Genomic DNA, 18012 nt, shown 5'->3' on the forward strand with positions numbered 1-18012 from the left:
ACCACGAATTGCCGTCACCTTTCGCTTCTACGGGTGGTTAACCTCGCGCCGATTGTGCCGTTCTCGTTGGTATGAGCGGAGAGACATCAGGTGCGAACGCGCGCAAGTCGCGCTGGTGGCAGTGGTTCAGCGGCAGCACAGCCGATGATGCAAAGGAGCAGGGTACCGACACGGCACCCGCCTCCGGCACGCGCGAGTTGACAGTGCGCGAAGTTTGGCTGCCGGCCAAGCGGCGCATGATCAGCAAGATCGCCGATTTCCTGATCGATCATGATCTTGAAGTCCTGCCGAGCACGCTGACGGTCGCTTACGAATGCGTCACTGGCGGCGCGCCGCGCCTTGCTCAGCTGATCCTCGAACGCACCGAGAAAGGTCTGCCGATCACGCTCGGCTGGATCGAGGAGCAGCGCGGCGAATCCACGCATGACAAAAACGGCGAAGCGCTGGCTGTGCTGATGGGACGCCTGGAAGACAGTCTCGACGAATTCAGCAAGACCACCAGCGGCGCGCGCAATGCTACGAATGAATACAGCAGCGCGCTCCGGCAGCATGTCGACGAGCTCGAGGGCGTCGGCCGCGCCGGGGTCGTCATCACCGAGCTCGCCGCGCTGACCCGCGCGATGATGGAGCGCAGCATCGCCATGGAGACCGAGCTCGCCTGCAGCGAGCGCCGCGCGCAAGTGCTGCAGACCTCGCTCGAGGAGACACGGCGCGTCGCCGATATGGACCACCTGACCGGCCTCCCCAATCGCCGTGCCTTCGATCACATGCTCGAACGCGAGATGCGCGATGCGCGCGATGCCGGGGAATCGCTTTGCCTCGCATTTGTCGATATCGATCACTTCAAACGCGTGAATGATACGCACGGCCATCCCGCAGGCGACCGCGTGCTCAAGTTCGTTGGCGAAACGCTCAACCGCATCGCCGATGCGCGCTGCTTTGTCGCGCGGCATGGCGGCGAGGAATTTGCCGTCATCTGGCGCAACCACACGGTCGACAAGGCGTGGAAGAAGCTGGATTCCGCGCGGGAGGAAATCGCCGGCCGGCGCCTCGTCAACCGCGCCAACGATACGCCGTTCGGCAAGATCACCTTCTCGGGCGGGATCGCAGACGCCTTCGCCTATCCGGACAAGAGCGCCGCGCTGAAGGCGGCAGACGAAGCGCTCTATCTCGCCAAGCAATCCGGCCGCAACCGCATCTTCACGGCCGGCGAGAGCCCGGATCCGCAGGCAAAGGCGGCTTGAGCAGGAAGATCACATAGCCTGCAAAGCGCCGATCACGCGCCAGCGCTGCGGGCGGCGTCCACTCGCCGCCCTCCACCAGCGCGATCTTGTGGCGCAGCGGCAGCGTGTCGATCCGGCGGAACCACGCGGCATAGCCGGGGATTGTCGTCCGGCCCTGATAGGTCTGGACCACAACTTCATCGACCAGACCCGCCAGGCGCGCCAGTTCCGCCGGATCGCCGTTCGCGCTCCAGTCGAGCAGGCCGGTAATCGAAAGCCGCGTGCCCGGCGGCAATTCGCGGCGCACCTGCTCAAGGAACGCGCGGTAATGGCCAAGCCCCGGTGTCGCCGCATCAAAATCGATCTGCAGCCCTTCCAGCCGGTTTCCCGCCGCCCGCCAGCGCTCCAGCATCGCGCGCACCGCATCCCAGATGGGCGCATTCCAATCGAGCCGCTCGGCCCGCACCGTCAGCCAGACCTTCGCTCGGCGCACGTGCGGCACGCCCGCCCGCATGTCGACAAGCCGCGCCGCGCCGCCGCGCCGGATCTCGCCGCCGAGGATGTAGAGTTCGCGTGCATTGGCCACTACCGGTGGCGGCGGCACCCCGGCCCAGAGGAAGAACTGATCGTAGCGGGCCGGATCGACCGGTTGCGGTGCCTCCGCGCGCTGGCAAGCCCCCAGCATCAGCGCCGCAAGCAGCGCCGCCCCGCCGCGTCTCACCAATAGTACTTCAGCTTCTGCGCCCACGAGCTCTTCGGGAACTCGCGCTTCAGCCGGTCGTACCAGCCCTTGCGCTGCGCGATCGGCACATCCTCCCCGCCGCAGCTGTTGTAGCCCGAGGGGCCGTAGCAATTGACCGCGCGGTAGAGCGCATAGGCGCGATCATCCGGCGCGCTGCGCGCATCGGTGATCACTGCGGCGTAGATCGCCCCGCGCGCCAGCGGCTTGCCGGGATATTCGTTCGCCGCCCCGCCCAGCGCGCCGCGCGAAGGCGGCGTATCGAGCGTGCTGAAACCGTCAAAGCCATTCAGCCGCCAGAACTCGCCGAGGCACAGCCGCGCATGCACATCCTGCGGATTGGCGGCCAGCGCGGCGACAGTCCCTTGCAGGGCGGGACAGGCGAAGCCGGCCTGCGCGGTGCGGCCCTTCACAAACAGCCCCAGCGGCGTGGCCGAGCCGGGCGCAAAGCCCCACAGCCCGTCGGTCGGGGCATCACCGCGCGCCAGCGGCTGGTTGGTCCGAAAACCGGCATAGTCCCCCCGGCTCAGCTGCTTGTAGAGCAGCGTGAACAGCGCCGCGTCGCGCTCGGTCTGCGCGCGCTCGACATCGAGCGCTACCCGGCGCAGCAGCCCCGGCCCTGCGGAATGCATCAGCAGGATCTCGCGCACCATGCGGTCGGTGATCGGCGAACCCGGCGCAAAGACTTGCGCAAGCTTGCCGTGGCGCTCCCAGTTCATCGCCAGGCCCAGCTCGACCGTGGGCCGCTGCCACAAGGCTTTCGCCCCGCCGAGCAGTTCGAGCCAGAAACCGGCCTCGTTCGGGTCACCCTTCGCCGCCAGCACCTGCCCGCGCAGCACCTGCCGGCTGAATGCAAGCGGCGTATAGGAGGGCCGTTTCGCATCGTCCGGGATCAGCTGGAGCACGCGCGCATAGTCCTTCGCGACGTAGAACGCGTGGTTCGCCTGCAGGAAGCTGTAAAGCTGCGGTGCGCGCAGGAAGCTAGCCTGCTGGCTGGCCAGCGCGTCGGCCCCAAGCGGCGTTTCCGTGCCCGACGAATAGCGATCATCCGGATCGGCGACGCGCATCGCCTTGAGGTCGGCCGCCGCCAGCAGCAGCAGCCCGCCCCCCAGCGGATTGGGATTATCGCTGTTGGAGAGGTACTTGCCGTCCACCTCGTTGATCAGGTCGACAAGCGGCTCACCGTCCTTCGGTGCCTCGGCCAGCACGCTTTCATAGCGCTGACCCAGCGCGGCAAAATCGCCGGACAGCCACATCGCGCGCCGCTCCAGCCCCCGTGCAGAGGCGGCATAGCGGCCCTTGGGATAGGCCTTGAGATAGTCTGCCAGCGCCGCGCGCGCGCGCAGAGCAGCCGCTTTGTCGACCGCCTTCAGGCCATCGAAATAACCGTACTCGCCCATGCTGTGCAGCAGCGCCTCGCCCAACCAGGCGCGGGCGACCATGTAGCGCGCGGTCTCGGCTACCCACGGATCCGGCGCACCGACCAGTGCCGCGTAGCCGCCCGCTGCTTCGCTATAGCGCGTCGCATGGAATGCGTCTGAAGCTGCCAGATAGCCGAGAAAGGCCTTGCCCGGCGCACTGCTGACCGCAACACCCGGCAGCACGGCAGGCAGCGAGGAATCGGCGCAGCGTGCAACCAGTTGCGTTCTCGCGGTGCTCAGCGCGGTTCGGTCGCTTCCCGGCAAAGCCCGGTTCGCCGCAAGCGCCTCGTTGAACTCGGGCGATGCGGCGCGAAACGCCGGACAAGGTCCATCGATGACGTTCGCCGGCGGTTCGGCCTGAGGATCGAGCGCAGGCCCCCATGTCCGCGTCAACATGCCCCAATCGAGGAACATGTGGCCAAAGCCTTCCTCGTCGTATTCCGGCTTAGGATAGTCGCCGCCGCCCGTCACCGCGCCGGTCAGGCCCAGCCCGGCCGAATCGCGCAGCATGGCCAGCAGGTTGACGCGGCTGTCGTTCCCCGGCGCGATCACGACCCGGTTGTGGCAGGCCTGCGCCCCGCCAAACAGCGACCACGTGGGATCGCAGCCCACATCGGCACAGGCCAGCGCCGCGCCCGATGAGGCGAGCAATCCCGCCATGGCCACGCTTCTGGTCAGCCTCAGCCGCATCGTCGTCTCTCCTCGCTTCACCTGCCCGCCCATGGTTCCCCGCCGCCCGCGCCAAGGCAAGAAAAAAGGGCCCGCGTTGCCGCGAGCCCTCCTTTCATCTGGCTTGAAGCCGGAGCGATCAGTCGTCCGACTTGAGGAACGCCGGGATATGATCCCCGCCGCCCTCACCGCCGCCACGCGGACCACGGTCACGACCGCCGCCGCCATCACGGCGCGGACCACGGTCGCCGCGCGGGCCACCGGGACCACGACGGTCACCGCGATCACCACGGTCGCTGCGCTCGGGGCGCGGCTCGCGGGGCGGACGGGTGTCTTCGAGCTCGGCACCAGTCTCCTGATCGACGACGCGCATCGAAAGGCGAACCTTCCCGCGCGGATCGATCTCGAGCACCTTGACCTTCACGGCCTGGCCTTCCTTGACCACATCGGTGGGCTTTTCTACGCGCTCGTTGCGCATCTCGGAGACGTGGACGAGGCCGTCCTTGCCGCCCATGAAGTTCACGAACGCGCCGAAATCGACGATGTTCACGACCTTGCCATCATAGACCTTGCCGACTTCGGCTTCTTCCACGATGCCGAGGATCCACTTCTTCGCGGCCTCGATCTGGTTGATGTCGGACGAGCTGATCTTGATCAGGCCCTCGTCGTCGATATCGACCTTGGCGCCGGTTTCAGCCACGATTTCACGGATCACCTTGCCGCCGGTGCCGATGACTTCGCGGATCTTCGACTTGTCGATCTGGATCGTCTCGATGCGCGGTGCGTGGGCCGAAAGCTCGGTACGAGCCGAACCCAGCGCCTTGGTCATCTCGTTCAGGATGTGGGCGCGGCCTTCGCTCGCCTGATGCAGCGCCTTGGCCATGATCTCGCGCGTGATGCCCGCGATCTTGATGTCCATCTGCATCGTGGTGATGCCAGCGCTGGTGCCGGCCACCTTGAAGTCCATGTCGCCGAGGTGATCCTCGTCGCCCAGAATATCCGAAAGGACGGCGAATTCGTCGCCTTCAAGGATCAGACCCATCGCAATGCCCGAAACCGGACGCTCGATCGGCACGCCCGCATCCATCATCGAAAGGCAGCCGCCGCAGACGGTCGCCATCGAGGAGGACCCGTTCGACTCGGTGATGTCCGAGAGAACGCGGATCGTGTAGGGGAACTCATCCTTGGTCGGCAGCACAGGGTGCAGCGCGCGCCATGCCAGCTTGCCATGGCCCACTTCGCGGCGGCCCGGAGCGCCGAAACGCCCAACTTCGCCAACCGAATAGGGCGGGAAGTTGTAGTGCAGCATGAAGCGCTGATACGACAGGCCGTCGAGGCCGTCGATCATCTGCTCGGCGTCCTTGGTGCCCAGCGTGGTGGTGCAGATCGCCTGCGTTTCACCGCGCGTGAAGAGCGAGGAACCGTGCGTGCGCGGCAGGAAGCCGACGATCGATTCGATCGGACGGACCTGCGTGGTGGTGCGTCCGTCGATGCGCGTGCCGTCCTTGAGGATGGCGCCGCGCACGATGTCGGCCTCGACCTTCTTCATGGTCTTCATCGCGACCATCTGGGTCTGCGGACCTTCCGCAGCAAAGGCTTCCTTGGCCTTGGCGCGCGCCTCGTTCAGCGCATTCGAACGCGCCGACTTGTCGGTGAGCTTGTAGGCAGCCGCCACATCGGCGCCGACGAGCGCCTTGAGCTTGGCCTTGATGTCCGCCGTGTTGTCGGTGAGGTCGATTTCCCACGGATCCTTGGCGGCCTTCTCGGCCAGATCGATGATCGCGCCGACAACCTTGCGGATCTCGTCATGCGCAAACATGACCGCGCCGAGCATTTCGTCCTCGGTGAGTTCCTTGGCTTCGGATTCGACCATCATCACGGCCGCATCGGTGGCGGCGACGACGAGATCGAGGCGGCCGGTGGCAACTTCGCTCAGCGACGGGTTGAGCTGGTACTCGCCGTCCTTGAAGCCGACGCGGGCAGCCGCGATCGGGCCCATGAACGGCACGCCCGAGATGGTGAGCGCTGCCGAGGCGGCGATCATCGCGACCACATCGGGCTCAGTCTCGCCGTCATAGCTCAGCACCTGGGCGATGACGTTGATCTCGTTGTAGAAACCTTCGGGGAACAGCGGACGCACCGGGCGATCGATCAGCCGGGAAACCAGCGTTTCCTTTTCCGTCGCGCCGCGCTCACGCTTGAAGAAGCCGCCCGGGATGCGCCCGGCGGACGAGAACTTTTCCTGATAGTGCACGGTCAGCGGGAAGAAGTCCTGGCCTTCCTTGACCTTCTTGGCGGCGGTCACCGCGCAAAGCACAACCGTTTCGCCATAGGTGGCGAGGACCGCGCCGTCAGCCTGACGGGCAATGCGGCCGGTTTCCAGAGTGAGGGTCTTGCCGCCCCACTCCAGCGATACTGTCTTGACGTCGAACATGCGTTTTCCTTCGAGCCCGCGCACCAAATTGCGCACGGGGTTTGCTGCCGGGTGTGCCGTCCCGGTCCGGTGCGGGGCCTGTTTGCGGCCCCCGGATTGCCCGCCTGCCGAATTGCAAAGCGGGTGCCAGATGCAAAAAGCGGCCCACGTGGGGGCCGCTTTCCGCTTGGTTACTTGCGCAGACCGAGCTTCTGGATGAGGGCATTGTAGCGCGCCACATCCTTCTTCTTCAGATAGTCCAGCAGCGAGCGCCGCTTGTTGACCATCATCAGCAGCCCGCGGCGCGAATGGTTGTCCTTGTGGTGAGCCTTGAAGTGCTCGGTCAGGGTCTGGATGCGGCTGGTCAGGATCGCGACCTGGACTTCGGGCGAACCCGTGTCGTTGGTGCCGCGCGCGTTGCCCGCAATGACTTCCTGCTTCTTTTCTGCGCTAATCGACATTTTTCATCACTCCGCGACATCGGGAAGGTTGAACCCCCGCGCGACGGTCAGGACGGAGCCTGAAAGCTCAACCAAGGCCACCGGCACCTTGCCGCTGCGCACCCAGTAAAGCCCGTCGTTATGGGGCAGCCCGTCAAGAACGCGGCCCTGGCGGACCGCTCTTGCCTGCTCGGGCGAAAGGTCAAGAGCCGGGATGTCGACCAGCCCTGCCTCCAGCGGCAAGAGTATGTGTTCAAGGGGAGCGCCCTTACCCACCTCGTTCAATTTGTCCAGCGAAATCGCTTGAGCGAGATCGAACGGCCCGGCGCGCAGGCGGCGCAGCATCGTCACATGGCCGACGGTGCCAAGCGCATGCGCGATATCGCGAGCGAGGCTGCGAATGTAGGTGCCCTTGGAAACGTGGGCGATGAGGGTGGTCTCCCCGTCGCCCGCAGCGCCAATCTCAAGGCTATGCACCGTCACCGCGCGGCCCTTCAGTTCAACCGCCTCCCCCGCCCGCGCGAGATCGTAAGCCCGCTCGCCATCCACCTTGATTGCGGAAAAGGCCGGCGGCACTTGTTCGATCGGCCCGGTAAAGCGCGGCAGCACCGCCTCGATGTCCGGCCGCAGCGGCCGCACATCGCTCGCCGCGATGACCTTGCCTTCGAGATCGAGCGTATCGGTCTCCTCGCCGAAGCGCAGCGTGAAAGCATAGACCTTGCTCGCATCCAGCATCCGCCCGCACAGCTTGGTCGCCTCGCCCAGCGCAATCGGCAATACGCCCGTCGCCAGCGGATCAAGCGTTCCGCCATGGCCGACCTTGACCTTGCCGTAACCCGCCTGCCGCAGATTGCGCTTCACCGCCGCCACGGCCTGCGTCGAGCCAAGCTCCAAGGGCTTGTCGAGAATGATCCAGCCATTCACCATGCCAGCGGGCTCAATCGAGTTCCGGCCCGGCAACCAGCGCCACGATATGTTCGAACTGGTTCAGCATCCATTCCATCGGCGGGCCGACCACCCGGTCGACGATGTGGAGCCCCGGGAACAGCCACGGCAGCACGATGAACACCGCCATGAACAGCGGAATGCCGATCGGCTCGATCCGGTCGAGCAGCCGCACACCTGCGGCCGGGGCGAGCCCGCGCACGATGCGCGAGCCATCGAACGGCGGCAGCGGAAGCAGATTGAACGTGCCGAGGAACACATTGATCGCGATGAAGTTCTTGAGATTGTCGACCACGAACATCGTCGTCGGGCCCGGCGCAGCTTGCGGATCCAGCTGGCGCAGCAGCAACCCGAACGCCACCGCAGAGAGCGCCGCCAGCACGAAGTTCGTCAGCGGCCCTGCCGCCGCGACGAACGCCATATCGCGCTTGGGATTGCGCAGCCGCGCGTAGCTTACCGGCACCGGCTTGGCCCAGCCGAACACCGGCAGGCCCAGCAGCTTGAGCATGCCAGGCAGGATCAGCGTGCCCATGGGATCGACATGCCGCAGCGGATTGAGGCTCAGCCGACCGCGCTCGTAAGCTGTCGGATCGCCCAGCAACCGCGCGGCCCAGCCATGGGCGATCTCGTGCAGCACGATGGCAAACACCATCGGCACGATCACCGTGGCTGCAACATAGAACGGATTGGTCACGTGCGCGCCGCCTGCCAGTCGTCCCGCAGCAAGCCATAGATCACGGTATCGCGCACGCGCCCCGTCCAGGTCTTGCGTTCGCGGCGCATCACGCCTTCTTCCACCGCACCAAGCTTGCGCACAGCAGCGCGGCTGCGGGTGTTGATCACATCGACCTTGAACACCACCCGCTCAAGCCCGCAGGCGAACGCATGATCGATCATCAGTCGCTTGAGCCGCCGGTTGAAGCCGGTGCTGCGCAGTCCGGGCACGATGAAGCTGTTGCCGATCTCGATCGACCAACCCGGATCGCCGAACGCGATCCACGCCGTCATGCCGACCACGGTGCCCTCCATCAGGACGGCATAGACGCAGCGCCCCGGCAGGCTGGCGAGCAGGCTATCGAACTGCGGATCGAAATGTTCGCCCACGTAGCAAAAGGGATAGATTTCCCAGATCTCGCTGTCCTTGGCGCAAGCCGCGCGCAACGCCTCGCGGTGCGCCTCGCGCAGCGGTTCGAGGCGCAAGTTGCCTTCCTCCAACGGGATGTAGAGTTCGCCGCCGCTCATGGTGCGATGATCTGAAGCGGGAGGTGACGGAAAGGGAGGCTTGCCATAACCTTGCTCACATAGGCATTGCGCGGCGAATGCCAAGCGCTGGCAGATGCCGCGGGCCGGCAAATTCGCGGCGAGCGAACCGGCTGGCACGTCGGTTGTTGCCTCGTCACGCTGCGTTCACTCCCCGTCTGCTTCAAGGATCGCCATGCACCGCCTGCTTCCCCGCTTGCTGCCAAGACTGCTCATCGCCCTCGCCGCGGTGATGGCGATGCTCCAGCCAGCGCAAGGCGCCGCCGGCGATCTGCGCTATGTGATCGACCGCAGCGCCAGCCAGGTCGATGCCAAGGTCGCCTTCTTCGGGATTGCCTCCAAGACCGCGAAGTTCCCGGACATGTCGGGCACCTTCAACCTCTCTTTCGCCGATCTCGAAGCGCTGGACATGGTCGTCGATATCGACGCACGCACGCTGACCACCGGAGATTCGCAGACCAAGACGCTGCAAGGCAAAAGCTTTTTCGATGTCGCGCATCATCCCACGGTGCGCTTCGTCGGGCGGCGGCTGAAGATGACGGGCGAGAAGACCGCTGAAGTCGAAGGCGATATCACCGCGCGCGGGATCACCCGGCCGATCAAGCTCGCCGTGACCTTCTCGGTCCCACCCTTTTCCACCGGCGGCACGCAGCCGATCTCGATCGTCGGCACCGGCGTGATCGATCGCCGCCAGTTCGGGATGACGGCCTTTCCGTGGATCATCGGCGCGATGGTCAACGTGACAATCCGCGCGAGGATGGTGCCGGGTTAATCTTCTGCAGCCAGATCCCGTTGCACTTTGGGATCGGCGAGCAGCTTGTCGATATGGCCCGCCACATCGAAGCTCTCGTCTGCCAGAAACTTCATCTTTGCCGCGTATTTCAGCCGCAGGCGCTGAGCCACTTCCTTCTGGAAGAACGCCGTGTTGGTGCGCAGCGCCTTCAGCACGGCCTCCTCGTTCGCCCCTAGCAGCGGCTTGATATAGGCCGTCGCGTGGCGAAGATCGGGTGACATGCGCACTTCCGTCACCGAGACCGAATGTGCGGTGAGCACCTCGTCATGCACTTCCTGGCGCATCAGCAGTTCGGAGAGGATGTGGCGCACCTGTTCGCCCACCTTGAGCAGGCGGACAGAGCGGGTTTCCGGGGATGCAGGCTGCTTTGCCATGTATTCTGATCCTTCAGCCCATCTTCGCCAGTATGCGGGCGAGCGAGCGTACATTGCGCGCCGTGCCGCGCCGACCGAGCCGCCGTTCGAGAAACGCACCCGTCATCCGGCTAGCCGAAACGCCTTCGACAAAATCAATATAGAGCGCGCGCGGGCCAAGTGCGAGCCTTTCGGGACCGCGCTCTGCCTGATCGGCCACCAGCACGCGGAACTGCGCCGGATCGGCCTCGCCATCAAGGAACATGGTGTGGACGTTGGCGTCCGCGCCGTGCCCGGTGAACGGGTTGTCCTCGATGCTGCTGCGGATTTCCTCCACGCTGCGCACCGCAACAATGCTGCGCATATCAAATTTGGCGCGCACGAGACGCTCCAGCATTTCCTCAAGCCCCGCCGTCGGCCGCTCGTCATGATCGAACAGCACGTTGCCGCTCGCCACCACCGTCTCGATATTGGCGAGCCCTTCGCCTTCGAACGCCGCGCGCAGCTCCGCCATCGTCAAGCGATTACCGCCGACATTGATCGAACCAAGCAGAGCGACGTAGCGGGGCATTCCGTTCTCCCCCCTCCCGCAAGCGGGAGGGCGATACGGATCACAGCGTGCGCACGCGCTCCTCGACCTCGAAGACTTCAAGCTGGTCGCCCGGCTTCACGTCGTTCGTATCGGCCAGCACCACACCGCACTCGAGGCCGGCGCGCACTTCGGGCACGTCGTCCTTGAAACGGCGCAGCGAGTGGATGAGCGTCTGCGAGATAATGACATCGTTGCGCGTAAGGCGCGCGTTGATGCCCTTGCGGATGAAGCCCTCGACCACGAGCAGACCCGCGGCCTTGTCGCGCTTGCCGGCAGGGAACACTTCCTTGACCTCGGCACGGCCCACCACGGTCTCGATCCGCTCCGGCCCGAGCTGGCCGGCCATTTCGAGGCGGATGTCGTCCGTCAGCTGATAGATCACGTCAAAGTACTTCATCCGCACCTTGAAGCGTTCGACCAGTTCGCGTGCCTTGGCGTTGGGGCGCACGTTGAAGCCGATGATCGGCGCGCCGCTCGCCTGTGCGAGGTTGACGTCGCTTTCGGTGATCGCGCCCACGCCCGAAGCGAGGATGCGGACCTTGATCTCGTCGGTCGAGATGCGATTGAGCGCATTGACGATCGCTTCGGTCGAACCTTGCACGTCGGCCTTGATAACCACCGGATACTCGATGACCGCCTGCTTGGCGGCAAGCGCGGAGAACATGTTCTCCAGGCTTGTCGGCGCCTGCGCGGTGCGCTTGGCGGTCGCGCGTTCCTGGCGATAGGCCGCAACCTCGCGGGCACGCGCCTCGTTCTCCACCACGGTCAGCGTATCGCCTGCCATCGGCACACCGCCGAGGCCGAGCACCTCGACCGGCAGCGAAGGCGGCGCTTCCTTGATCTGGCGGCCCTTGTCGTCAAGCATCGCGCGGACGCGGCCCGACTGGGTGCCAACCACCAGAATGTCACCGACCTTGAGCGTGCCGCGATTGACCAGCACGGTCGCGAGCGGACCCTTGCCCTTGTCGAGCTTGGCTTCGATCACGGTCGCTTCGGCAGCGCGGTCCGGATTGGCGCGCAGTTCGAGCAGTTCGGCCTGGATCAGGATCTTCTCGATCAGCTCGTCCATGCCCTGCCCGGTCTTGGCCGAAACCTCGACGTCCTGCACATCGCCCGACATTTCCTCGACCACGATCTCGTGCTCGAGCAGACGTTCGCGGATCTTCTGCGGGTTGGCCTCGTGCTTGTCGGCCTTGGTGATCGCCACGATCATCGGCACGCCGGCCGCCTTGGTGTGGTTGATCGCCTCGATCGTCTGCGGCATCAGCCCGTCGTCCGCTGCGACCACCAGAATGACGATGTCCGTCACGTTGGCACCGCGCATGCGCATTTCGGTGAAGGCTTCGTGGCCCGGGGTATCGAGGAAGGTGATGTGATCACCGGCCTTGGTCTTGATCTGGTAGGCGCCGATATGCTGCGTGATGCCGCCAGCCTCGCCGCGCACCACGTCGGTGCCGCGCAGCGCATCGAGCAGGCTGGTCTTGCCGTGGTCGACATGGCCCATGATCGTGACAACCGGCGGACGCGGCTGCAGCGTTTCTTCGAAATCGACGTCGGCCGCGCTGTCGATATCGACATCCGATTCCGATACGCGCTTGATGTTGTGGCCGAATTCGGTGACGAGCAGCTCGGCGGTGTCCTGATCGATGGTCTGGTTGATGGTGACCATCATGCCCATCTTGAACAGTGCCTTGACCAGATCCGCAGCCTTTTCGGCCATGCGGTTGCCCAGTTCCTGCACCGTGATCGCCTCGGGCACCACCACATCGCGGACCTGCTTTTCGCGCGGCTGCGATTGACCTGCAAAGTGCGCGCGCTTTTCCTTCTCGCGCGCCCGCTTGAGCGCAGCGAGGCTGCGGGCGCGGGCGCCCTCGTCCTCGTTGAGAGCGCGGGTAACGGTGAGCTTGCCGGCCTGGCGGCGATCGCCCGCACCCTTGTCACGCGGGGCATGCGCCGGCTTCTTCGCCGCCGGTTCAGGCCGCTTGGGCGCGACGACGGGGGTGAAACGGCGCGGCGCGGGCTGCGCGGGTTCGGCAGCAGCAGCAGCAGCAGCGGGTGCTTCGGCTTCGGCAGGCGCAGCCGGGGCCGCGACAGGCGCCTCGACCGGAGCGGGAGCCTGAGCCGGGGCAGCGGGGGCCTCGGCAACCGGGGCCTCGACCGGGGCAGCGGCCGGCACTTCGGCGGGAGCCGCAGCTTCAGCCTCACCGGCCTTGCGTGCTTCGGCGGCGCGGCGCGCTTCCTCGAGCGCGCGCAGGCGCTCTTCCTGTTCGCGGCGGTTCGCGGCTTCAAGCGCCTGCTGGCGGGCTTCCTCAGCCTCGCGCAGCAGCCGGGTCTGCATTTCCTGGCGCGTCTCGAGCGAGGCGGCACGCGGCGGCGGCGGAGGTGCCGGCGCGCGGACGGGCTGCGGCGCAGGTGCGGCGGGCGCGGCAACGGGCGCCTCGGCCGGTGCGCCGGCAGCAGCCACTTCACCCGGGGTGCGCGGCATCAGCTTGCGCCGCTTGACCTCGACGACAACCTTGTTGGTCCGCCCATGGCTGAAGGTCTGCTTGACCTCGCCGGCCTCGACCGAAGTCTTCAGGCCAAGCGGCCTGCGGCCGAGCGTCGGCTTCTTGTCATCGCTCATCGAAACTATATACCCTTCGTATCAATATCTTCGCACGCTGCCGAAGCAACGTCCGCCGTGTCTTGTTCAGACCCTAGAAAGTGCAGCAGGCGCCGCAGCGGCACCGCGATCCGCTGCGCCGCAGCGGCATCGACCAGCGCCAGGTGAACCACGTTGTCGCGGCCCAATGCCACAGACAGCGCTGCCCGGTCCAGCGGCAAGATGATGCCTTTGAGGCCGGTTCCTTCCGCTTCTTCGCCCACGCGCCAGGCCTGAGCCAGCTTGTTCGGACCGTCGGTTCCGGCATCGCTGGCATGGGCAAGCCATTTCACCGCACCGGCCCGCGCGCTCTGCGCGATCTTCTCGGTTCCCAGCAGCATGTTGCCCGCCCGCAGCTCGATGCCGAGGCGATCGGTCAGCGCGCGGGTGAGCGCAGCGCGGGTCCGCTCGGGGAGATCGGCCGGAATGGAAAGCGACGCACCCTTGAAGGCCCGCGCCAGCGCGCCGCGCAGCTTGCCATTGGCAACGGCCGTCGCCAGCTCGGCCTCGCCCACCCCAATCCACGCGCCCCGCCCCGGCGCACGCGCCAAGGCATCGGGAAGCACATCACCGGTGGGTGAAATCGCCAGCCGCACAAGCTCGCCGCGCGCATCATGGCGCCCGGTCAGCACGCATTTCCGCTCCGGCTGGGCTTCCTTTGCGGAAGTCCCGGCCGGCTTGCTGCCAATCCTGTCGGAGCTCAGCGTGTCATTGTGAGGATTCCGCATGGGCGGCCTCCTCATTTGCCGGCTCGTCTTCGAACCAGTGCGCACGCGCGGCCATGATGATCTCGTTGCCCTGCTCTTCCGAGAGGCCATACTCGCCGAGCACGCCGCCCTTGTCCTCGCTGCGCTCACTGCGTTCGCGGTCGCGGCGGGTCTCGTTCGGGTTGTTGTTGCGGCGGCGCTGCTCGCCCCCGCGCTTCTTGGCAATGAGTTCGTCGGTGGCGAGATCGGCGAGGTCGTCGAGCGTCTTGATGCCCGCCTTGCCGAGCGTGACCAGCATGGCTTCGGTCAGATGCGGCAGCTCGGCCAGATCGTCCTCGACGCCAAGGCCGCGGCGCTCCTCACGCTGCGCTTCCTCGCGGCGCTCCAGCGCTTCGAGCGCACGGCTCTGCAGTTCCTGACCGAGTTCCTCGTCGAAGCCTTCGATCGCGGCGAGTTCGGCGATGTCGATATAGGCGACTTCCTCGAGCTCGCTGAAGCCTTCGGCCACCAGCAGCTGCGAAAGCGTCTCGTCCACATCGAGCTCTTCCTCGAACATCTTCGAGCGCTCGGCGAATTCCTTCTGGCGCTTCTCCGAAGCTTCCGCCTCGGTCATGATGTCGATGGCCGAACCCGTCAGCGACGAGGCCAGACGCACGTTCTGGCCGCGCCGACCGATGGCGAGGCTGAGCTGATCATCAGGCACGACGACCTCGATGCGGCTTTCTTCCTCGTCGATCACCACGCGGCTCACGGTCGCGGGCTGCAGCGCGTTCACCACGAAGGTCGCGGTGTCTTCGCTCCAGGGGATGATATCGATCTTCTCGCCCTGCAATTCCTGCACGACGGCCTGCACGCGGCTGCCCTTCATGCCGACGCAGGCGCCAACGGGGTCGATGCTCGAATCGCGGCTGATCACGCCGATCTTGGCGCGGCTGCCCGGATCGCGGGCGGCGGCCTTGATCTCGATGATGCCATCGTAGATTTCGGGCACTTCCTGCGCGAAGAGCTTCTTCATGAATTCAGGGTGCGCGCGGCTCAGGAAGATCTGGGGACCGCGGTTCTGGCGCTCCACCTTCATGATCCATGCGCGGACGCGCTCGCCCACGCGCGGCACTTCGCGCGGGATCTGCTGGTCACGGCGGATCACACCCTCGGCGCGGCCGAGGTTGACGATCACGTGGCCGAACTCGACCGACTTGATCACGCCGGTGATCACTTCGCCGGCGCGGTCCTTGAACTCTTCGTACTGGCGATCGCGCTCGGCATCGCGGACCTTCTGGAAGATCACCTGCTTGGCCGACTGCGCATCGATGCGGCCCAGTTCAACCGCAGGCAGCGGATCGACCAGGAAATCACCGACCTTCGCGCCGGGCTGGAGCTTGTCAGCTGCCTTAAGATCGATCTGCTTGAAGTAGTCCTCGACCTCTTCGACCACTTCGACGACGCGCCACAGGCGCAGATCGCCGGTGCGCGGATCGAGCTTGGCGCGGATGTCGTTCTCGGCACCATAGCGGTTGCGCGCGGATTTCTGGATCGCTTCTTCCATCGCCTCGATCACGATGGATTTGTCGATCATCTTCTCGGTCGCGACAGAGTTCGCGATCGCGAGCAGCTCGGCGCGGTTGGCGGAAATCGCACTGGCCATGGCTTAGTCTTCCTGTTCCTCAACGATGTCATCCACGCCGCTGGTATCCAGCGGCCGCGATGCGGCGATCAGCTTATCGGTCAGGATAAGCTTGGCATTGGCGACGAGGTTGAATGGTACATCATATACCACGCCATCGTCGCTCACTGAAATCATCTCTTGGCCAGCGTCAAAGCCGACAAGATCACCCCGGAAGCGCTTGCGGCCCTCCAGCAGCTCCGTCAGCTCGATCCGCGCTTCGTGACCCGTCCAGGCGGCAAAGTCCTTTGCGCGGGTCAGCGGGCGGTCGATCCCCGGCGAGCTGACCTCGAGCCGGTAGGCCTCTTCGATCAGCACATCACCCGCTTCCTCCAGCGCATCGATGCGGTCGGACATGCGGCGCGAAAGCGCGGCGCAGTCGTCGATCACCAGCTGGCCGGTCTCGGGCCGCTCGGCCATGATCTGGAGCGTGTGCTCTTCATCACCGATCTCGCCGCCCTTGAAATAGCGCACACGCACGAGATCGAAGCCGAGGCTGGCAGCCTCTTCTCCGGCGATCTCGGTAATCCGTGCGATATCGTTCATGCGTGCTCCTGAGGCCCAGCGCCGCAAAGGCAGCGGGTCTGGTGCCGGCCCCTTTCGGCGCCAGCCCGGACTTTGCCTTCACAATGTCGGGATGAATTCGCCCTAAGCGCACGTCCCGAAAAAGGCAAGCGCCAAGATTGCGCGACAGACCGCTCCTGAAAGTCGGTGAAATTTCCCACACTTTGGCGTGTCGATAAGTAGAACCTGTTAGCCAATAATCCAGAATCCGCGCATTTCCGCCATTTCTCGCATTTGGCACGGCCTATGCAATGCTCCTGGCATACGCCGGACAGACTGGACGGCGCCACACTCGGATCAAAGAAGGGAACCACCACATGACCACCATCCGCAACTTCACCGCCCCGATCTTCAGCGCTGCTGCCGCGATCGCCCTCTCCTTCGCTCTCGTCAGCGGCACGGTGACCAGCCCGGTCCAGAGCCAGCTGCACACCGCCACCGTCAGCTCGGTGTACGCGGCATGAGCGACCTGCGCTTCGAGGACCACGCGGTCCGCTCGTCCGTCAGCCCCTCCAGCCATGCCTCCGGGGGCTTCCGTCTCAACAAGCAGCGCGGCAAGATCATGGGCGTCAGCGCCGGTATCGCCGATTACTTCGGGATCGATGTCACGCTGGTGCGCGTCGCCTGGTTGATCGGCACGCTCGTCGGCTTCGGCTCGCTGATCCTGATCTACCTTGCCATCGGCCTGATCGCAGATTGAGCCGCCCCACCAGCATCCCCCCCAGCCTCCCCATTTGCACGTCGTGCAAGTGGGGATCGGCTGTTTGATCAGGCCATGCGTCACGGCCTCCTTCCGCCCAGGCCCTCCAAGCGCGCCGTGGTTACCACTAGGGAAACCTGAAAACCGTTTGAATTCATGACCTGACAATTTTCATTCGCGCTGATGGTTATTTCGCAGCAGAATGGCTATCCAATATCGGACTCCCGTAGAGTCGAACTTCATGGTTTCGATTGCATCCGCTGGAGGTAACCTCGCATGGCCGTTCAAGATCTGGTCGCTCCCTTTTCTCAGGTCGGTGTCATGGCAGGCTCCGCCAATGCCGCTGCCACGCAGGGCGCCTGCCACAATTTCTCGCTGCAATGGATCGCCGCGATGTATGCCGATTCCACGCCTGCCAATGCTGCCAAGCGGATGGCCGCTCTCAGCAAGGGCAAGGGCGGTGCGGCAATGGTCACCCAGACGATCTTCGGCAATGAATGGACCCGCCAGAGCGCAGAGGCCGCCGACAAAGGGGTGGCAGCCTGGCGCGGCCTGCAATTTGTCGAGGATGTCGTCCCGTACGAGGGCTATACGCAGGCACAGTTCCTTGATGGCCTCAACACCACCACCATTGCCGGGGTGATCTACAGTTTCTGGTTTACAGGCTCCGTGGTGGGCGCTTCGGGAGGGGCACATACGATCGCCTTCTTCCGCAAGATGAAGACCGGCCGCCTCGGCAAGGCTGACAACCAGATTTACTCCTTCGACCCCAATTTCGGCGAATGCCTCTCCGTTGAAGGTGGGATGAGCGGCTGGATCACCACCTTGCTCGCCAATTATGGCCCGTGCCAATATCACTGGATGCGCGCCTTCTCGAAGCTCTGAGCGC

18 protein-coding genes are annotated in these 18012 nt (G+C 65.2%); 5 read left to right on the plus strand and 13 right to left on the minus strand.

The features are described from left to right. The first annotated feature begins 71 nt into the window (after positions 1-71). Positions 72-1244 carry a GGDEF domain-containing protein gene (locus ACO06X_RS02990; RefSeq protein ID WP_421838520.1) on the plus strand — a complete coding sequence of 391 codons (1173 nt, stop codon included), beginning with the start codon at positions 72-74 and terminating at the stop codon, positions 1242-1244. Here the strand turns inward: ACO06X_RS02990 and ACO06X_RS02995 are convergent. The 7 genes from ACO06X_RS02995 to ACO06X_RS03025 form a co-directional block, all read right to left on the minus strand. Continuing rightward, positions 1201-1944, minus strand: a complete 744-nt coding sequence (locus tag ACO06X_RS02995; RefSeq protein WP_421838521.1) for a DUF3142 domain-containing protein — start codon at positions 1942-1944, stop codon at positions 1201-1203. The two genes, ACO06X_RS02990 and ACO06X_RS02995, sit on opposite strands and share 44 nt — an antisense overlap. Continuing rightward, the gene (locus tag ACO06X_RS03000; RefSeq protein ID WP_421838522.1) at positions 1941-4073 is read right to left on the minus strand and encodes a hypothetical protein; all 2133 of its coding nucleotides are present in this window, start codon (positions 4071-4073) and stop codon (positions 1941-1943) included. The genes ACO06X_RS02995 and ACO06X_RS03000 overlap by 4 nt, the downstream gene beginning before the upstream one ends. Before the next feature lie 118 nt (positions 4074-4191). Continuing rightward, positions 4192-6486 (minus strand): polyribonucleotide nucleotidyltransferase, encoded by a 2295-nt coding sequence (gene pnp / locus ACO06X_RS03005; protein ID WP_421838523.1) that lies wholly within the window; start codon positions 6484-6486, stop codon positions 4192-4194. A 170-nt stretch (positions 6487-6656) separates the two neighbouring features. Beyond that, complete coding sequence (gene rpsO / locus ACO06X_RS03010; protein WP_298174220.1) at positions 6657-6926, minus strand: 30S ribosomal protein S15; 270 nt, start codon at positions 6924-6926, stop codon at positions 6657-6659. A gap of 6 nt (positions 6927-6932) precedes the next feature. Beyond that, a complete protein-coding gene (gene truB / locus ACO06X_RS03015) occupies positions 6933-7832 on the minus strand; it encodes a tRNA pseudouridine(55) synthase TruB (RefSeq protein WP_421838524.1) in 900 nt (299 codons plus the stop codon). A gap of 10 nt (positions 7833-7842) precedes the next feature. Beyond that, on the minus strand, positions 7843-8544 hold the full coding sequence (locus ACO06X_RS03020; protein WP_421838525.1) for a site-2 protease family protein: 702 nt from the start codon (positions 8542-8544) through the stop codon (positions 7843-7845). Beyond that, positions 8541-9092, minus strand: coding sequence for a GNAT family N-acetyltransferase (locus ACO06X_RS03025; RefSeq protein WP_421838526.1), 552 nt, complete (start codon positions 9090-9092; stop codon positions 8541-8543). Before ACO06X_RS03025 ends, ACO06X_RS03020 begins: the two co-directional genes overlap by 4 nt. A gap of 193 nt (positions 9093-9285) precedes the next feature. On the opposite strand from ACO06X_RS03025, the gene ACO06X_RS03030 reads away from it, so the two are divergent. Then, positions 9286-9882 carry a YceI family protein gene (locus ACO06X_RS03030; RefSeq protein WP_421838527.1) on the plus strand — a complete coding sequence of 199 codons (597 nt, stop codon included), beginning with the start codon at positions 9286-9288 and terminating at the stop codon, positions 9880-9882. Here the strand turns inward: ACO06X_RS03030 and rbfA are convergent. Genes rbfA through rimP form a run of 6 tightly spaced genes read right to left on the minus strand, consistent with a single transcriptional unit; the run spans position 9879 to position 16405 of the window. Next, positions 9879-10277 (minus strand): 30S ribosome-binding factor RbfA, encoded by a 399-nt coding sequence (gene rbfA / locus ACO06X_RS03035; protein ID WP_298174230.1) that lies wholly within the window; start codon positions 10275-10277, stop codon positions 9879-9881. The genes ACO06X_RS03030 and rbfA overlap by 4 nt on opposite strands. A 13-nt stretch (positions 10278-10290) precedes the next feature. Beyond that, positions 10291-10827, minus strand: a complete 537-nt coding sequence (locus ACO06X_RS03040) for a DUF1697 domain-containing protein (RefSeq protein ID WP_421838528.1) — start codon at positions 10825-10827, stop codon at positions 10291-10293. A 40-nt stretch (positions 10828-10867) separates the two neighbouring features. Beyond that, positions 10868-13471 carry a translation initiation factor IF-2 gene (infB, locus tag ACO06X_RS03045; RefSeq protein WP_421838529.1) on the minus strand — a complete coding sequence of 868 codons (2604 nt, stop codon included), beginning with the start codon at positions 13469-13471 and terminating at the stop codon, positions 10868-10870. A gap of 5 nt (positions 13472-13476) precedes the next feature. Then, positions 13477-14217 (minus strand): DUF448 domain-containing protein, encoded by a 741-nt coding sequence (locus tag ACO06X_RS03050; protein WP_421838530.1) that lies wholly within the window; start codon positions 14215-14217, stop codon positions 13477-13479. Next, positions 14198-15841 carry a transcription termination factor NusA gene (gene nusA, locus ACO06X_RS03055; protein ID WP_421838531.1) on the minus strand — a complete coding sequence of 548 codons (1644 nt, stop codon included), beginning with the start codon at positions 15839-15841 and terminating at the stop codon, positions 14198-14200. The genes ACO06X_RS03050 and nusA overlap by 20 nt, the downstream gene beginning before the upstream one ends. 3 nt (positions 15842-15844) lie before the next feature. Further along, positions 15845-16405: a ribosome maturation protein RimP gene (gene rimP, locus ACO06X_RS03060; protein WP_421838532.1), complete on the minus strand. Its 561-nt coding sequence runs from the start codon at positions 16403-16405 to the stop codon at positions 15845-15847. 335 nt (positions 16406-16740) lie between these two features. On the opposite strand from rimP, the gene ACO06X_RS03065 reads away from it, so the two are divergent. The 3 genes from ACO06X_RS03065 (at position 16741) to ACO06X_RS03075 (ending at position 18008) form a co-directional block, all read left to right on the plus strand. Continuing rightward, positions 16741-16887, plus strand: a complete 147-nt coding sequence (locus ACO06X_RS03065; RefSeq protein WP_421838533.1) for a hypothetical protein — start codon at positions 16741-16743, stop codon at positions 16885-16887. Further along, the gene (locus tag ACO06X_RS03070) at positions 16884-17123 is read left to right on the plus strand and encodes a PspC domain-containing protein (RefSeq protein WP_421838534.1); all 240 of its coding nucleotides are present in this window, start codon (positions 16884-16886) and stop codon (positions 17121-17123) included. The genes ACO06X_RS03065 and ACO06X_RS03070 overlap by 4 nt, the downstream gene beginning before the upstream one ends. Before the next feature lie 276 nt (positions 17124-17399). Continuing rightward, positions 17400-18008, plus strand: a complete 609-nt coding sequence (locus ACO06X_RS03075; protein WP_421838535.1) for a hypothetical protein — start codon at positions 17400-17402, stop codon at positions 18006-18008. Positions 18009-18012 lie beyond the last annotated feature (4 nt).

Origin of the sequence: Novosphingobium sp. (assembly GCF_965229225.1) — a bacterium.
In the GTDB taxonomy this organism is placed as follows: Bacteria; Pseudomonadota; Alphaproteobacteria; order Sphingomonadales; family Sphingomonadaceae; genus Novosphingobium.

Coding starts and splice junctions, on each gene's coding strand:
- ACO06X_RS02990 (WP_421838520.1), top strand. CDS start 72: ATGAGCGGAGAGACATCAGGTGCGAACGCGCGCAAGTCGCGCTGGTGG.
- ACO06X_RS03000 (WP_421838522.1), bottom strand. CDS start 4,073: ATGCGGCTGAGGCTGACCAGAAGCGTGGCCATGGCGGGATTGCTCGCC.
- pnp (WP_421838523.1), bottom strand. CDS start 6,486: ATGTTCGACGTCAAGACAGTATCGCTGGAGTGGGGCGGCAAGACCCTC.
- rpsO (WP_298174220.1), bottom strand. CDS start 6,926: ATGTCGATTAGCGCAGAAAAGAAGCAGGAAGTCATTGCGGGCAACGCG.
- truB (WP_421838524.1), bottom strand. CDS start 7,832: ATGGTGAATGGCTGGATCATTCTCGACAAGCCCTTGGAGCTTGGCTCG.
- ACO06X_RS03025 (WP_421838526.1), bottom strand. CDS start 9,092: ATGAGCGGCGGCGAACTCTACATCCCGTTGGAGGAAGGCAACTTGCGC.
- ACO06X_RS03030 (WP_421838527.1), top strand. CDS start 9,286: ATGCACCGCCTGCTTCCCCGCTTGCTGCCAAGACTGCTCATCGCCCTC.
- rbfA (WP_298174230.1), bottom strand. CDS start 10,277: ATGGCAAAGCAGCCTGCATCCCCGGAAACCCGCTCTGTCCGCCTGCTC.
- ACO06X_RS03040 (WP_421838528.1), bottom strand. CDS start 10,827: ATGCCCCGCTACGTCGCTCTGCTTGGTTCGATCAATGTCGGCGGTAAT.
- infB (WP_421838529.1), bottom strand. CDS start 13,471: ATGAGCGATGACAAGAAGCCGACGCTCGGCCGCAGGCCGCTTGGCCTG.
- ACO06X_RS03050 (WP_421838530.1), bottom strand. CDS start 14,217: ATGCGGAATCCTCACAATGACACGCTGAGCTCCGACAGGATTGGCAGC.
- nusA (WP_421838531.1), bottom strand. CDS start 15,841: ATGGCCAGTGCGATTTCCGCCAACCGCGCCGAGCTGCTCGCGATCGCG.
- rimP (WP_421838532.1), bottom strand. CDS start 16,405: ATGAACGATATCGCACGGATTACCGAGATCGCCGGAGAAGAGGCTGCC.
- ACO06X_RS03065 (WP_421838533.1), top strand. CDS start 16,741: ATGACCACCATCCGCAACTTCACCGCCCCGATCTTCAGCGCTGCTGCC.
- ACO06X_RS03070 (WP_421838534.1), top strand. CDS start 16,884: ATGAGCGACCTGCGCTTCGAGGACCACGCGGTCCGCTCGTCCGTCAGC.
- ACO06X_RS03075 (WP_421838535.1), top strand. CDS start 17,400: ATGGCCGTTCAAGATCTGGTCGCTCCCTTTTCTCAGGTCGGTGTCATG.